This window comes from Cerasicoccus maritimus, assembly GCA_031296935.1.
Classification (GTDB): Bacteria; Verrucomicrobiota; Verrucomicrobiia; order Opitutales; family Cerasicoccaceae; genus Cerasicoccus; species Cerasicoccus maritimus.
This window is the reverse complement of the sequence record JAVDPD010000051.1, coordinates 1-15,308: the sequence shown is the minus strand read 5'-3', so window position 1 is coordinate 15,308 and position 15,308 is coordinate 1. Positions and strand designations below refer to the sequence as shown.

The following is a 15,308-nucleotide window of genomic DNA, read 5'->3' as shown; positions in this document are numbered from 1 at the left end:
TCAGTTGGCTCAGTGGGCCACTTTTTTTGCATTATGTCGAATTTCCGGCGCCACTGAAAGCCACTCACTATTAGTGAGAGCCATTGGCTAATATTCACTCGTAGTCACTCAAAGCGTCGAGGTGAAGAAATGTTACCTCTAGACGCGCTCAGACGGAGAAAACGCGCGCTCCGCATAGTTTTTTTTAAGCAGGCAAGGCTACTTGCCAAGGATCGGCAGCATGTGACGCTCGTAGAGATTCCTGGTAACGCCCTCGCCAATTACCTGCGCATTGGCCTTGAGCGCACCAGTGTAGCGGGCGCCCATCTTGGCGGCGATTTTGAAACCTACGTGAATGAGCTGACGCAAATGCAGGTTGTAGTCTGGGTTCGACTGGTCATGCTCAAGCGCGGCAACAAATTGTTCGGAAGTCCATGCGTTAACTTCTTCAACCGATGGCAGCTTAGACCGATCGATATCGATCACCGTGCTGTAGGGAGCGGTTAACGCATCAAAATGCTCGATGCTGCCCACATAGATTTCCTTGGCGATCTCCAGGCCTTCGCCTCCTGAACGCGCGAGTCCTATAACCTCTTCCAACCAGGTCGTGCCAGCGGTCTTCACGTGGAGGCCGACGCCATGCTCAGTAATCAGCTTTTTGATAATCGGATAGAGCGAAAACTTGTCGCTGCCGGAGTGCACGCTGATTTTGAGTGTTTCCGGGAGGCCGAAGGTCTGAACCGCAAAGCGGATTACACAGAGATCGGCATGAAACTCCTGCTCAAACTGGGCCAGATCGCCCACGTAATCGACGCCCTTGTTGAAGCGGCCCGTGAACTTTGGCGCCACGGTTTGCGCGGGGATTGATTCCGACGCCATCATGGACAAGATGTAAAACAGTTCGGCTGGTCCTTGCGGCGTATCTGTCTCGTCAATAGAGACCTCGGTGACAAAAGCATCCGTGCCCTTGGCCGACTCAATGAGTCGATACAGCTCGCCAGCCTTTTGAATGGCGGCAAAGAACTGCTGGCCAGCGGCTACAGCAGCTGCCCGTGAAAGCTGAAGCGGAGACTCCAGCCCCTCGATTGTCAGCTCGCCAAAATAGCGCTCGATGCCAGCGATCCAGGCTTCCATCGCCACGGCGTCCGGCGTTTCACCGACATAGTCAGCAACGTCCAGGGTGAAGAAATTACTACCGGGAATAAAGTCCGCAACCGTATCCATCTTGATGTGATCAGCGTCGACGTAGAAATTTTTATCCCAGCCCAAGTCTTTCACCGCAGCATCAGCTTCCACGCGCAGGCTTTGCGGCTCCGTGCCGACGATGCTGTGCTCGCGGTAGGACTTATTCCACGTCGGATAGACGTCAATCCCCGCTTTGCGGGCGTTTAAAATCGCTTGTAGCTGGGCGTTGCCCTGGTGGCCGAAACGGTCACCCATGCCAAAGGTAAATGCATCAATCACTTTAGTCATCAGTGCGTCAATATCGAGGGGTTGTTCTAGGTTCGGTTCTGACAGCTTGGAGCCCATAGGCCAGCCAAGCGGCATGGGTGCCGCAACACCGTCAGACCATACTGTTACCGAAGCATTATAATTTTTCCCTCAGCAACAGTCCATAGCAAGCGAGCTCATGCACTTGACATTTTCGCTCAAAACTTGAGTGCAAACAAACCAAGCACCTGACTGACTGGAGGATTACTCTGACTGACCCGAGGATTAAAGCGACACCCAGGCGTCAGTTTGGGCCGACTGATAACAGGCCTTGATGAAGGAAACTGCGCTCAGGCCGTCTTGAGCCGTAACGACTGGCGCGTTGCCGGATCGAATACACGAGACGAAGTCACGGAATTGCTCACGGTGTGCATCGCCCCATTGCCACTTGTCGTCACTCGGCTTATCGGCCTCGGCCGAAGCGGAGCGCGTACCTCCGGTGGCCACTTGCAGGGCATGTGCATTGGCCCCAGCGCCACCCACCGTATCACTTCCCTGAATCGCCAGCGTCTTTAGCTCATCGCCTTCGATCAACGCCGAACCTGCGGAACCATAGAGCCCCAGCGAAACCGGATAGCCGGGATACATCGCCGTCGACGCCAGCAGTGAGCCCATCGCGCCAGACTCAAACTCGACCTGGACCGTAATCAAGTCTTCTACTTCAATCCGCTCATGCGCCACCGTTGCCATGCGCGCATAGACCCGCTTAACTGGTCCCACAAACCAAAGCATCAAATCGACGGTATGAATTCCCTGATTGGTCAGGGCGCCGCCGCCGTCAATTGCCCAGGTGCCACGCCAGTCCTCGGAGTCATAGTATTCTTGTGTGCGATACCAGGGAATACGCACTTCCGTGTATAAGAGCTGGCCTAGTTTCCCGGCGTCCAAAGCTTCCCGAACAATGCCAGAGGCTGGGTCAAAGCGGTGTTGCGAAATCACCGAACATAATTTCCCCGACTCGTCCACTGCCTCCATTAAGCGCTGACAAGCCTCCAAAGAAACATCCATTGGCTTTTCTACGATGACATGCTTACCGGCTTCCAGCGCACGTATGGCCAAACTAGCATGCACTCCAGTGGGCGTGCAAAAAGTCACTGCCTCGATGCTAGAATCTGCACAGATTGATTCAAAACTGGCGACCTCAAGACCGAATTCTTCAGCTAACGCCTGCGCCCGTTCCTCTTGGGTATCGCAGAGGCAGACCAGCTTTACCTCTGAGGGTATCGCGAGCAGCGCCTTAATTTGTGTTTTCGCGATGGAGCCACAACCAATCAGCGCAAAGCGTATGGGGGAATCTGAAATCGAGTGGGACATTCCGACTAACCTATTTAGTCGCCCAAATAGAAATCAACTAGAAATAAAGCGCGAACGTGCTCTACCGGTCCATATAAGCTCGCTGCGCAGACCAGTTAAAGAAAAGAAGAGCCAGAGGCCTCAGAACAACCAAGAACCTCACCAGCATGCTATACTTTAACGCCGCTAAACTCGACAAAACTGAGGCCAGAGTTCCACACTTAATAGCGAGGAACCGTAATCTAATCTTCAGGTTTTATGACTCAATGGCGTATCCAATCCGCGGGGGGCTGCATGTATGCCTACCCGCCGGGCAACCACTCTTTGCGGCCGCCGACCCACACGTTGTAGGCGAAGGGCTTATTGTTCTTGGACGGGACGACGGAGACCGTGGCGCCGCTGGCGGCGGCCAGGGCGAGGCCGCCGGCGATGTCCCAGAGGCGGATGGTGTCCTCGGTGTAAACGTCCATGCGGCCAATCGCGACATAGGTCAACGCGAGGGCGGCGCTGCCAATCATGCGAATTTTGGCGAAGCTTTGGACGTCTTTAATGAAGCCGCGCAAGGCGGTGTCGCCGTAGTCGCGTCCGTGGGGGAAGCCGGTGCAGAGCACGGCGTGTTGCTTTTCCTCGGGCCACCACGGTGTGAGCGGTTGGCCATTGCAAGTGAGGCCCCAACCGGCGGCGCCGGCAAAGAGTTCGTCCGCATTGAAATCATACACGACGCCCACGACGGGCTCCAAGCCGCGCATCAGGCCGATGCTCACGCAGCAGGCCGGCAGACCGCGCAGGTAATTATACGTGCCATCCAGGGGATCGACCACCCAGTAAAGTTCGTCGCGCGTGGGCAAGGTTTCGTCGCCGCCCTGCTCTTCCCCGATGATCGGCAGCCCGGTGGCGTCGGAGAGCAGCTTGCGGATGAGCTTCTCGGACTCGACGTCGGCCTTGAGCTTGACGTCTTTGGCGTCCTGAAAATTGACAGTGCGCAAATCGGTGCCTTCGGCGAGGACGGCTCCCGCGGCGCGGGCGGCTTCAGTGGCGATCTTGAGGTAATCGGGCTGGTCTGGCATGGGGAGGCAGTTTGGCGAATGGACTGCGGCGGGCAACGTAATATTGACGTTGGGTAAGGTGCGGAGAGGCAGTTGGTATTTTAACCGCAGAGAGCGCAGAGGACGCGGAGAACGGGGAGTGAGTCTGAAACAAGGTTTAATGTGCGAATGAGTTTGGAGGAAGGCTTTTGAGTTAATGTGAACTCAGCGATCTCGGCGTCCTCCGCGTTCTCTGCGGTTAAAATACGCCGACTTGAGAGCGTATAGTCCGCTAGCCTTATGGCGCCCATAAGGGTCGCGACTAGCGACGCGTCACCGCATTGTAATGAAAAAAAATGCCGATTATGCGTGTCATTGGCGCGCGCTTGGCTTTAGTTTCGGACCAGCATGGATGTCGAAATACTTTCGCGAATCCAATTCGCCTTCACGATTGCCTTCCACTACATTTACCCGCCGCTGAGCATCGGCCTTGGGGTGATGCTAGTATTAATGCAGGCCTTCTGGCTTAAAACGCGCAACCCGCTGTATCATAATATGGCGCGCTACTGGACGCGTGTCTTCGGATTGACCTTCGCCATCGGCGTGGCCACCGGGATCGTCATGGAGTTCGAGTTCGGCACGAACTGGGCCACCTACTCGCGCTTTGTCGGCAGTGTGTTTGGCGGGCCGCTCGCCATTGAGGGCATCTACGCGTTCTTCCTGGAGTCCGGCTTCCTGGCGATCCTGCTGTTCGGCTGGGACAAGGTCGGGCCGAAAACACACTTTTTCGCCACATGTATGGTCGCCCTGGGTGCCCACTTCTCGGCGATCTGGATCATTGTCGCCAACTCCTGGATGCAGACTCCGGCCGGCTTCCACCTGGTCCGTGAGGTTGGTAAAAACCCGGACGGCAGCCCCATCGAGGTGCCGCTGGATCCGGGCTACATTTTAAAACAAGAAGACCTGGACCACGTCCGCGCAGTGGTGGACAGCTTCTGGGAGATGGTATTAAACCCGTCGACTCTGGACCGCATTACGCACACCGTCATCGGTTGCTGGCTAGCCGGCGCGTTTCTGGTGGTCAGCATCAGCGCGTTCTATCTGCTCAAGCAGCGCCACCTTCAATTTGCCAAGACTTCGCTCAAGTTTGGTTTGGCCGTCGGCTGCTTTGCCTCGCTGCTCCAGTTGGTCAGCGCGGACTCCACCGCACGCGGCGTGGGTGACAACCAGCCCATCAAGCTCGCCGCAATCGAAGGCTTGGCCGATACGACCACCGAAGCACCGCTAGGCATCGTTGGCTGGGTGAGTTGGGACAAGGATGCCGATGGCAACATCATCGGCATCAAAGAAAATTCGTTCAAGATCAAGGGTCTGCTCAGCATCCTGATGGACGGCGACTTCCTTCACCCGGTTGAGGCCAGCAAAACAGTGGTCCAGGGCCTGAATGATTTGCCGAGCGATGAATTCATCCTCGCGCGCCACCCCGGCGCCACCCCTGAAGAAATTAAGCTCATCCGTCCGGAATACTGGCCCAATGTGCCCGTGGTATTCCAAACCTACCACCTGATGATTGCGCTGGGCATGGGGCTGATCGGCATTTCCGTGCTAGGCTGCATCCTGTGGAAAACTGGTCACCTCTGGCGGACGGATATCAAGTGGGTGCGCTGGTTCCTCATCGTGCTGGTGCTATCGGTTCTCATGCCGCAAATCGCCAACCAGGCCGGCTGGTTTACCGCAGAAATGGGCCGCCAGCCCTGGATCGTTTACGAAATTCTGAAAACCAGCGAGGGTCTCTCCAAGGCGGTGATAGCCGGCCAGGTGCTCAGTTCGCTGATCATGTTCGCCTTCATTTATGTGCTGCTGTTCATGGTGTTTATCTACACCCTGACCAAGAAAATCCAGCATGGCCCGAAGGACGACGAGTCGATCAACATCCTGCCTGAGAAATGGCGCCCGATGGCCCTCAAGGGCGGACGCCAAACGGCGCCGACCACCAACGACCAGCCTAACGACTAAACCGAAACTGCTGCTATGGATTACAACACCATCTGGTTCATCCTCGTCGGCGTGCTTTTCACCGGCTACGTCATGCTTGACGGCTTCGATTTAGGCGTCGGCATTCTACATCTTTTTGAGAAAGACGACACCAACCGCCGCATCCACCTGAACGCCATCGGCCCGGTGTGGGACGGTAACGAAGTCTGGCTGGTCACCGGCGGGGGCGCGTTGTTCGCCGCATTTCCGGAAGTTTACGCCACCGCGTTTTCCGGTTTTTACGACGCCTTCATGCTGCTGCTCTGCGCCTTGATTTTCCGCGCAGTCGCCATCGAATTCCGCAGTAAGGAAAAGTGGCCGCTTTGGCGCAAAAGTTGGGACATCGCATTCGCCTTCGGCAGTTTCCTCTCAGCCTTCCTGATTGGCGTGGCCATGGGCAACATTACTTGGGGCATTCCGCTGAATGAGCACCACGAATTCACGGGCAATTTCCTCACGTTGATCCACCCCTACTCGCTCTTCCTCGGCATCACGACCGTCGCGCTGTTCGCCATGCACGGCAACATCTACCTGATCCTCAAAACCGAGGGTGAGCTGCAGGCCAAGCTGCGCCGCTGGATCAAAGTCACCATTCCGATCTACGTGGTGTGCTTCCTGATCTTTAACTTCTGGACGATGTATAAGTGCACTCACATCGAGGACTCACTGCGGGATCATATGGTCGAGCTGAGCATCCTCTTCCTGCTCACAGTGATGGCCGTCGGGGCAATTCCCCGCGAAGTGCACAAAGGGCGGGAATTCCGGGCCTTCCTCTTTTCTTGTCTGCAAATGGCCTTCCTCATGGCTTTGTTCGGCTTGAGTGTGTTCCCGAACATGATCTTCTCCACGCCCAATGTCGAAAACAGCCTGACGATCTACAATGGCGCATCACCGCAAAACACGCTGCAATTCATGTTCGTCGTGGCCATGATCGGCGTGCCCATTGTGCTGACCTACACGGCCTGCGTATATTACATTTTCCGTGGTAAAGTGAAGTTGACCGAAGAAAGCTACTAGCTGGCATGAAGCTAGCTTAAGGCTCGCCATGACCCAATCAAATCCCCACAATCCGTTTACAGAGACGCGATAACCTGCTACGTTAAAAACCTCACTATATGGATTTAAGCGCCTACCAAACCGACGGCTTCTTTGACGAAATGTTCAGCGCCCCTGGCGTCGTCCGGCCCCACTACCAGAAAGTCATGGAGCGGCTCCAGTCGCTCAACCTGCAAGACTTTGAACAGAAGCAACAAGCAGTCGATCTGCTCTTTCTGCGCGCCGGTGTGACGTTTACCGTTTACTCGGATAACCAAGGAACCGAGCGCATATTCCCGTTCGACCTGATGCCGCGCATCATTCCGCAAGGCGAGTGGGAGTTCCTCGAACGCGGGCTCAAGCAGCGCATCATCGCGCTGAACATGTTCCTGCACGATATTTATCACGATCAGAAGATTCTGAAGGACGGCGTCATCCCGCCCTCCTACGTCTTGTCGGCCAAGCATTTCCGCCGCGAATTTGTCGGCTCAGACGTCCCGAAGGATATTTACATCCACATCTGCGGCTCCGACTTGATCCGCGATAAGGACGGCCGCTACCTCGTCCTCGAAGACAATGGCCGCTGCCCGTCCGGCGTTTCCTATGTGTTGGAAAACCGCCAGGCCATGCGCCGCGCGTTCCCGAATTTGTTCCCGACGGCGGGCGTCCGCCCCGTGGAGAATTACGCTGAAAAACTGCTCAAGATGCTGCGCAACATCGCGCCGCGCGGGCAGGATAATCCCACAGTCTGCGTCCTGACGCCCGGGGTTTACAACAGCGCCTATTTCGAGCACTGCTTCCTGGCCCGCCAGATGGGCGTGGAGATTGTTGAAGGCCGCGACTTACTCGTCCGCGACTTCAAGGTCTACATGCGCACGACCAAGGGCCTCCAGCAAGTCGACGTGCTTTACCGCCGCATCGACGACGACTTCATCGACCCGAGCGTCTTCCGCCCGGACTCGATGCTCGGCGTCCCTGGCCTCGTCAACGCCGTCCGCGCAGGCAACGTCGCGCTGGCCAACTCGATTGGCACTGGCGTCGCCGACGACAAGGTCATGTATTACTTCGTGCCGAAGATGATCAAGTATTACCTCGGCGAAGACCCGATCCTCGATCAGGTGGAGACGTATTTGGCCTCCGAAGACAAGGACAGGCAGCACATTCTGGCCAACCTCGACAAGCTCGTCGTCAAGTCTGCCAACGAAGCCGGCGGCTACGGCATGCTGATGGGCCCCTGGGCAGAGAAGGAAGAGATCGAACGCTTCCGCGTGGAGATCGAGCGCAACCCGCGCAACTTCATTGCCCAATCGCCGATCTCGCTCTCGCGCCACCCCACCTGGACGCCCGAGACCGAGCAATTCGAAGGCCGCCACATCGACTTCCGCCCATACATTCTCTACAGTGGCCCGGACGACATTTCGATCATCCCCGGCGGCCTGACCCGCGTCGCACTCAAGCGCGGCTCATTGGTGGTGAACTCCTCCCAAGGCGGCGGCTCCAAAGACACCTGGGTCCTTTATGGCAATGAATGATTTGAAAGTGCATACGTGTGTGGGGTCATAAGTGCCCAAGTTGCAACCGATTCACCACACCCACACACCTCCCCACCTACACACACCTACGAACTCTTTAGAAATATGCTTTCCCGCGTAGCAGATTCACTTTACTGGCTTGCCCGTTACACCGAGCGCGCCGACAACCTTGCACGCCTCGTCGAAGTCAACCTCCAGCTCCTGCTCGACTTCAAAGACCTCGACAATGACAAGCTCAAGGAGCACTGGGACCCGGTCATCCGGTCCACCGGTGACGAAGAACGTTTCTATGAACTTTACGACGAGGCCAACAGCCAAACCGTCACCGACTTCCTGACGTTCAACCGCGAAAATCCAAACTCGGTCATCGGCTGCATCTCCGCCGCCCGCGAGAATGCCCGCATGATTCGCGACCAGATCTCCAGTGAACTCTGGGAAACGCTGAACAACCTCTACCTGTTCCTGAAATCCAACGACGCCAAGCACATTTGGGAGCACTCCGGTGCCTACGAGTTTTACGACCACATCAAGGACCACTCCCTGCGCTTCCAAGGACTCGTCGCCGCCACACTACCACGCGACGAATGCTATGATTTCATGCAGTTCGGCCGCTTCATTGAGCGCGCGGATAAGACCACCCGTATGCTAGACATCAAATACCACATTCTGCTGCCGAGCCCAAGCGACGTTGGCGGCGCCGTGGACACCGCCCAGTGGGTCGCCCTACTCCGCGCTGCCTCCGCCTACGATGCCTACCACGCCCAATACCTGGCCAATATCGATCCGGCCAATGTCGCGGAATTCCTCATTTTCTCAGACACCTTCCCGCGCTCGATCCGCTACTGTGTTACCCAGATCAACGCCCGGCTGCACAACATATCCGGATGTCCCTGGGGCAGCTATTCGAACGAGCCGGAGAAGCTTTGCGGCAAGCTGATGAGCGACCTGATTTACTCCAATGTGCAGGACGTCATTGGTTTTGGCATGCACGAATGGCTCGACCAATGCCAGGAGCGCCTCAACGAAATCAGCCAGGCGACCTACCAGACCTACATGTTCCAAAAACCAATCGACTTGGCCGAGGAAATCCAGCAACAGCAGCAGCAACAGCAGTAATCACCGCTACCTGCGCGGAACCTATCTGCGCATCGGCGGTCTTAAGGATGCATGATCAGTTCCACTGCGCTGTCCATCATGCTTTCACTATCCTCGGCTTCGGCAGAGGATCTGGTTCTGTCCGGCAAGGCCAACGACGAAGTCGTCAGCCAATTCCAGATTGAGGCGGACTACTACCGCAGCAAGGCAGCCGCGCTGATGCAGAAGTATGAGCCGCCAGCCAACGAAGAATCAGCGGTGAACCGCGTCGTGCTGGACGTTTTAAAAATCCGCGCCGAGCAAGAGGCCGCCTACTTGAGCCGCCTGCAAAAGTCCGATGAGCTCGACCGTGTAGCCATCGGCGTCAGCGAACTTTATCTGCAACACATCCAGCGCACGATTTCGCGAATGGAACGCTCTGCATAAAGCGGGGTGGCCAAGCTTTAGCTTGCCATTGCGAACTGGAGCTTATCCTTTAGCAGGCTTAAGAACAAGCCATGCTGTTGAATATTCTCCATCGCACCACGTATCGCTACGCTCAGACCGCGAGCGATAGCTTTAACGAAGTGCGGCTGCAGCCTATCAATCAAACCGGGCAGCAACGGCTGTCATTTTCGCTGACCAGCAATCCTATTGCACAGCAGCATAGCTACTACGATCTTTATAAGAACTGCGTGCACGTGGTTCAGCTCGGCTCAACTCACCAACGGCTGTGCATTGAAGCGCAATCGCAAGTGGAAACCAGCCCATTGCCCTTGCCCGGTCCCTGTGACCCCGCCTTGCTGCAAGACCCGATGCTCGCATTCGAGCTGCATGATTTCCTGATGGACACACAATACGTCCAACTATCGCCCGAGCTCTGGCGCTGCGCGGTGGATTGCCTGCCCAATGGTTTGACGGACATCTGGACCGACGCCACCACGCTGAGCAACTGGGTGTACGATTCGTTCCAATACGTCCCCGGCGCCACCACCGCGCACACCACCGTCAACGAAACGCTACATGACCGGCGCGGCGTATGCCAGGATTTCGCCCACGTGCTGCTCGGTCTTTGCCGCAGCATGAAGCTGCCCGCCCGCTATGTGAGTGGTTACTTTTTCAACGATCAATACGAGGAGACCGAAGGCAGCAGCGAAGCATCCCACGCCTGGGTGGAAGTTTACCTGCCCGGGCAAGGTTGGTGCGGCATCGACCCAACCCATCGTCGCCCCGCCGACGAACGCTACGTGAGTGTGGCCGTCGGCCGCGACTACTCTGATATACCTCCGGTTTCGGGCGCCTACCGTGGCGTGCGCGAACGCGAAATGGACGTTTACGTCCGCATCACTCAGACTACGACCAATGAAACTGCGATTTAAACGAAACCTCAAAAAGGCAGGCGCCGCTGGCCCACTGGGCCTTTATCGGCTCAGCAAAAAAAAGGGCAAGCGAAAGCATCAGTGGACCCTGCAGCTCGACCCAGTGCGTTTGTCGGTTTTGTTCGGGATTTTGTTTTGCCTCGCATACGTCGCGGCCGTCATTGGCGCCTACACGATTCGCAGCAAGCGCCCGTATAATCAAATCACACTGAGCGACATTGCCTTTCCCTGGAACTGGCCCGGCCTCGACGAAAAAGCCGGCGCCACCAACCTCGCCCATGGCAAAGCACTCTTTGAAGATGGCGACCTGCGAGGCGCGTTTCACATGCTGCGCTCGGGTCTCAAGCGCAAGCCCGATGACCACGAGGCCCGTCTCAAGCTTGCCCAACTCAACTATGCAGTCGGCGCGTCCGAAGACGCCACCAACATCCTCGATATCGGCCTGACCTACGGCTACCCTGCGGACGAAAATTACATCCAGCTCTTGCTCATTTTGCTGACCATGCGCGAGGATTTCGATGCCATTAGTTCGGTTTCCCACAAGCTGCGCCAATTTCCTGAGGTGAAGGAAGACCAGGAACTCTGGCAAAAGCTGGCCGAAATCGAACTCAGCGCATTAAAGAAGAACCGTAATTTTGAGCAGTTGCTCAAGTATGCGCAGGAGATGCGCGCCATTGAGCCGAACTCAGCACGCTACGAAGACCTACAGCTACTATCCATGATCAAGCTGGGCTTCATCGATCAAGTGGAAGCTCAACTCAACACGTTTTCTCTGGCGAGAAAACACTCGCCTCAATGTCGCTACCTACAAGCCATGATCGCGCTCCAAAATAACGAACTTGAGGAGCTGGACAAACTTTACGACACCATCATGCGTTGGCCGACGAAGCCCTACCCCCTTCAAAGTCAGATGATTATCGAGCTGAATTACGCCGGGCTAAACAAGCGTCGAGATCAACGCATAGCAGAATACGTTGCGCGTCATCAGGGTAAACCAACTGCGCTGATCATGGCGCTTCGACTGTTCTATAAATACCAGACCACGGAGCAAAACGACACGCTCATCGAGCAAATAACTGAGCTTGATCCCGATAATGCACCTAAAGATCTGGAGTTGCTTTCCATCCAATCCCTTTTGCTGGAAAAACAATACACAGAGGCCCAAAAGCGTTTCAAACGTTGGGTCACCGACAACAGTGGCGAAACACCAGAGCAATACCTCTGGCTTGAGCAACTTCTCATGACTCTAGTCGAGAAACGTCAAGATGACCGAGTGGATCTATGGGAAATGATGCATGCCAAGCGCCTTCCCAATGAGGCCTATAAGCTGACCGTCAACGCCCTGATCGAATCCGAAGATTTCGAAACCGCCGAGCGCATAGCCGAGAACGGCCTGAAGTTCTATCCCCATGATGAAAAGCTTGCCGAACTACGACGAAGCGCTTTGACGCAGCGTTAAAAAATTACGCCACACTGGAATCCAAGCACGAGGGCGTTGTCGATCGAACCAAAGCCCATCGGATCAAGAATGATTTGCAGATCCGGCTGCACACTAAACCACTCAGTCACCTGGATAAGATACGTCATTTCAATGTTCGTTTCGTGATTCTGCCCCAGGAGTTGATCATTGAAATACGTCACGCCGTAGCCAACAGCTAGCGCGTCATCGGGACGACTCGGCAAGACGCCCTCATAAACAAAACCAAATGAATAAAACCAGGGTGAGACCGACACACTACTCGGCCCTGTCCAGCTACCAAGCGCCCATGCGGTCAAGCCAACATCATCCGGATCATCGCCGGGCACGAGTTGTTGCTCCAGAATAATCCAAGCCGCGCCAATACCATCCTTTAGCGGGGAAACGCCTGGTGGAACGGTCACTCGCGGAACCTCTGCTGTATCGTAATAGCCGCCAACCTTCACATGTCCCGGAGAAGCTTCGCTTTGCAGCAAATCTACGCGCCATTGGTAGTCCACCTCGCCCATGAACATGGCACCCTTGCCCAGATCGAAGTCAAAGTTCACGCCTCGCTGACTGGAATCTGTGATATTAAGCTCTGAGGTATTGGCCAAGCCAAACGAAAGGTTCACTTCTTCACTCGCCTGCCAAGACGCCGTCCCCATCCACACTGCGCCTGGGAAACCGGAGAAATTGGGGTTCACCGCACTGAGGTTCCAAGGGTTGTCATTGAACGCCAAGCTCACGAAGTAATCCCAAAGCGGACTCGATGCAAAATACGACTCCGGCGTTAGGCGCCCGACTTTGGCCACGAAATCTTCGTTCTCATAACTGACATAGAGATGCGCCAAGCCAACCGGAACAACCCCGCTGAACAAAGTAGATGGCTGCACGGCATTGCCAATATCGTTGGCCAGGTTTTTGCCCTCGGCGTTGTAACCCAGCACCGTGAAACCCCAGCCATTGAGATACGGCTTCTCCAACACCTTGGCCAAATCGATCGAAGCACCAAAAGAACCAAGTGTCGCATAGCGTAGTGACTGATCCTGCCCCCCCGCTGGATTGCCCAATACATCGACATAATAATTGCCGACAAACGTGATGCCTGACTCATTCGCAAACTCGTCGCGCCAACCATCGTAGTCGAGCATGTAGTCCCCGGAAAGCCAGCGATCAAACTGGGACGGACCATCATCCGGCGCCGGAGTTTTATCCGTTTTAGCGTTGGCAAGCAGTACCATCAAAGGCAGCATTGCGACACACCAAAGGGATCGAAATTTAAAGATTATCTTTTGGTTACGGTAAAACCCGCCATGACTCCACATCCTGTAAACACCCTACACTACAATCATGAAAAAGGTCAAGCATCTCGACTCACACAATGAACCTCTACACTTTACTTACGCCGACCGCCACATGGACGAAACGGTCTCGAAATACGAAATACCCGAGGGCGGCATGGACGCACGGGTTGCGTATCAAGTAATCAAAGACGAGCTCAACCTCGATGGTAACCCCGCGCTGAATCTTGCCAGCTTCGTGACCACCTGGATGGAGCCCGAAGCTGACGAGCTACTCAAGTGTTCCGCCAATAAGAACCTCGTCGACCAGGACGAGTATCCGCAAACCGAAGAGATCCACCAGCGCGTCGTCAGTATGATGGGCCGCATGCTCAATGCACCCAAGGACTGCGATCCCGTTGGCACCTGCACTGTCGGCTCCTCCGAAGCAATCATGCTTGGCCTACTCGCCCACAAGTGGACCTGGAAGAAGAAGCGCCAAGCCGCTGGCCTTTCCATCGATAAGCCCAACGTAGTTTTCTCCGCCGACGTCCACACCTGCTGGGAAAAATTTGCCCTCTACTTCGACGTCGAAATGCGCGTTGTGCCGCTCAAAAAGGACCAATTCTACATGACCGCTGATCAGCTCGACGGCTATGTGGACGAAAACACTGTCGCCGTGGGTTGTGTCATTGGCACCACCTTCACTGGCCAGCTCGACGACGTGCGCGGCATCAACGCCTACCTCAAGAAGATCAAGGAAGAGAAAGGCTGGGACATTCCGATCCACTGCGACGGCGCGAGCGGCGGCTTTGTCGCGCCCTTCGTTTACCCTGAAGTCGAGTGGGATTTCCGTCTGGCGCACGTTAAGTCGGTCAACATTTCGAACCACAAGTTTGGCTTGGTTTACCCGGGCATCGGTACGGTGGTCTTCCGCGACCGCAGCGACCTCCCGGAAGAGCTGGTGTTCAACATCACCTACCTTGGCGGCAACATGCCAAACTACAGCCTGAACTTCTCCCGCGCTTCTTCCATGGTGCTGCTGCAGTATTACAATTTCCTGCGCCTCGGCAAAGATGGCTACCGCCGTATCATGAAGAACATCATGGACAACGCACAGTACCTCGAAGAAAAGCTTCTAGAGCTGGAAATCTTCGAATTGCTGAATGAGTCCAAGTATCTGCCGACCGTCACCGTGCGCCTCAAGGATCACAATGCCGACAACAAGATAATTTACCTCCTCAGCGACCTGCTTCGTCAATTTGGCTGGATTGTCCCTGCCTACTCCCTGCCAGCCGATGCCGACAGCGTGCACGTGCTCCGCATGGTGGTGAAGGAAAACTTCTCCCGCGACATGGCCGAGAAGTTCGCCGAAGACATGAAGCACTGCATTGCAAAGCTTAAACAAGACGCCCTCGATTACGAGAAGCTGGTTCAAGAAGCACGCGCCAAGGGTCGCGTCTGCTAGCCAACCTTCGGTTGGATTGAGAAATTTACGCAGTGCGTAAATACTCGATTAAACATGACAAAAGCGCAGTGGCAACAAGCCCTGCGCTTTTTCTGTGGTCAAATTCAACTAATACCTTTTCTCGATTAAATTGAGATATTTAGCACAATATTTGCTTAAGTGTGTTTGTGAGGAAACGACATTTAGAGCATTTGCACTTTAATTAGTCCGATACTTTGCATGCTTAAAATAAGCCCAGCAATCCTTACTGGTTAGTTTA

At 55.3% G+C, this 15,308-nt stretch carries 12 protein-coding genes; 8 read left to right on the top strand and 4 right to left on the bottom strand.

The window, feature by feature from the left end; genetic code table 11:
- Nucleotides 1–198 precede the first annotated feature (198 nt).
- The 3 genes from RBB62_RS19700 to RBB62_RS19690 form a co-directional block, all read right to left on the bottom strand.
- Nucleotides 199–1,452 carry a tagaturonate epimerase family protein gene (locus RBB62_RS19700; protein WP_309400975.1) on the bottom strand — a complete coding sequence of 418 codons (1,254 nt, stop codon included), beginning with the start codon at nt 1,450–1,452 and terminating at the stop codon, nt 199–201.
- Nucleotides 1,453–1,695: 243 nt separating this feature from the next.
- Entirely contained in the window at nt 1,696–2,784 is a 1,089-nt protein-coding gene (locus tag RBB62_RS19695) for a Gfo/Idh/MocA family protein (RefSeq protein WP_309400974.1), read from the bottom strand.
- Between the two features lie 281 nt (nt 2,785–3,065).
- Nucleotides 3,066–3,830, bottom strand: a complete 765-nt coding sequence (locus RBB62_RS19690; RefSeq protein WP_309400973.1) for an inositol monophosphatase family protein — start codon at nt 3,828–3,830, stop codon at nt 3,066–3,068.
- 366 nt (nt 3,831–4,196) lie between these two features.
- On the opposite strand from RBB62_RS19690, the gene RBB62_RS19685 reads away from it, so the two are divergent.
- The 7 genes from RBB62_RS19685 (at nt 4,197) to RBB62_RS19655 (ending at nt 12,301) form a co-directional block, all read left to right on the top strand.
- Entirely contained in the window at nt 4,197–5,804 is a 1,608-nt protein-coding gene (locus RBB62_RS19685) for a cytochrome ubiquinol oxidase subunit I (protein ID WP_309400972.1), read from the top strand.
- 15 nt (nt 5,805–5,819) lie between these two features.
- Entirely contained in the window at nt 5,820–6,839 is a 1,020-nt protein-coding gene (gene cydB, locus RBB62_RS19680) for a cytochrome d ubiquinol oxidase subunit II (protein WP_309400971.1), read from the top strand.
- A gap of 98 nt (nt 6,840–6,937) precedes the next feature.
- On the top strand, nt 6,938–8,389 hold the full coding sequence (locus tag RBB62_RS19675) for a circularly permuted type 2 ATP-grasp protein (protein ID WP_309400970.1): 1,452 nt from the start codon (nt 6,938–6,940) through the stop codon (nt 8,387–8,389).
- A gap of 105 nt (nt 8,390–8,494) precedes the next feature.
- Nucleotides 8,495–9,505 carry an alpha-E domain-containing protein gene (locus RBB62_RS19670; RefSeq protein WP_309400969.1) on the top strand — a complete coding sequence of 337 codons (1,011 nt, stop codon included), beginning with the start codon at nt 8,495–8,497 and terminating at the stop codon, nt 9,503–9,505.
- Between the two features lie 51 nt (nt 9,506–9,556).
- Nucleotides 9,557–9,910: a hypothetical protein gene (locus RBB62_RS19665; protein WP_309400968.1), complete on the top strand. Its 354-nt coding sequence runs from the start codon at nt 9,557–9,559 to the stop codon at nt 9,908–9,910.
- A gap of 71 nt (nt 9,911–9,981) precedes the next feature.
- Nucleotides 9,982–10,842, top strand: a complete 861-nt coding sequence (locus RBB62_RS19660) for a transglutaminase family protein (protein WP_309400967.1) — start codon at nt 9,982–9,984, stop codon at nt 10,840–10,842.
- Nucleotides 10,826–12,301, top strand: a complete 1,476-nt coding sequence (locus RBB62_RS19655) for a tetratricopeptide repeat protein (RefSeq protein ID WP_309400966.1) — start codon at nt 10,826–10,828, stop codon at nt 12,299–12,301. The genes RBB62_RS19660 and RBB62_RS19655 overlap by 17 nt, the downstream gene beginning before the upstream one ends.
- Here RBB62_RS19655 and RBB62_RS19650 read toward each other — a convergent pair.
- The gene (locus RBB62_RS19650) at nt 12,298–13,542 is read right to left on the bottom strand and encodes a carbohydrate porin (RefSeq protein WP_309400965.1); all 1,245 of its coding nucleotides are present in this window, start codon (nt 13,540–13,542) and stop codon (nt 12,298–12,300) included. The genes RBB62_RS19655 and RBB62_RS19650 overlap by 4 nt on opposite strands.
- A 109-nt stretch (nt 13,543–13,651) precedes the next feature.
- Here RBB62_RS19650 and gad point away from each other — a divergent pair, with 109 nt between their 5' ends.
- Nucleotides 13,652–15,049 carry a glutamate decarboxylase gene (gene gad, locus RBB62_RS19645; protein ID WP_309400964.1) on the top strand — a complete coding sequence of 466 codons (1,398 nt, stop codon included), beginning with the start codon at nt 13,652–13,654 and terminating at the stop codon, nt 15,047–15,049.
- Nucleotides 15,050–15,308 lie beyond the last annotated feature (259 nt).

Coding starts and splice junctions, on each gene's coding strand:
- RBB62_RS19700 (WP_309400975.1), bottom strand. CDS start 1,452: ATGACTAAAGTGATTGATGCATTTACCTTTGGCATGGGTGACCGTTTC.
- RBB62_RS19695 (WP_309400974.1), bottom strand. CDS start 2,784: ATGTCCCACTCGATTTCAGATTCCCCCATACGCTTTGCGCTGATTGGT.
- RBB62_RS19690 (WP_309400973.1), bottom strand. CDS start 3,830: ATGCCAGACCAGCCCGATTACCTCAAGATCGCCACTGAAGCCGCCCGC.
- RBB62_RS19685 (WP_309400972.1), top strand. CDS start 4,197: ATGGATGTCGAAATACTTTCGCGAATCCAATTCGCCTTCACGATTGCC.
- cydB (WP_309400971.1), top strand. CDS start 5,820: ATGGATTACAACACCATCTGGTTCATCCTCGTCGGCGTGCTTTTCACC.
- RBB62_RS19675 (WP_309400970.1), top strand. CDS start 6,938: ATGGATTTAAGCGCCTACCAAACCGACGGCTTCTTTGACGAAATGTTC.
- RBB62_RS19670 (WP_309400969.1), top strand. CDS start 8,495: ATGCTTTCCCGCGTAGCAGATTCACTTTACTGGCTTGCCCGTTACACC.
- RBB62_RS19665 (WP_309400968.1), top strand. CDS start 9,557: ATGATCAGTTCCACTGCGCTGTCCATCATGCTTTCACTATCCTCGGCT.
- RBB62_RS19660 (WP_309400967.1), top strand. CDS start 9,982: ATGCTGTTGAATATTCTCCATCGCACCACGTATCGCTACGCTCAGACC.
- RBB62_RS19655 (WP_309400966.1), top strand. CDS start 10,826: ATGAAACTGCGATTTAAACGAAACCTCAAAAAGGCAGGCGCCGCTGGC.
- RBB62_RS19650 (WP_309400965.1), bottom strand. CDS start 13,542: ATGGTACTGCTTGCCAACGCTAAAACGGATAAAACTCCGGCGCCGGAT.
- gad (WP_309400964.1), top strand. CDS start 13,652: ATGAAAAAGGTCAAGCATCTCGACTCACACAATGAACCTCTACACTTT.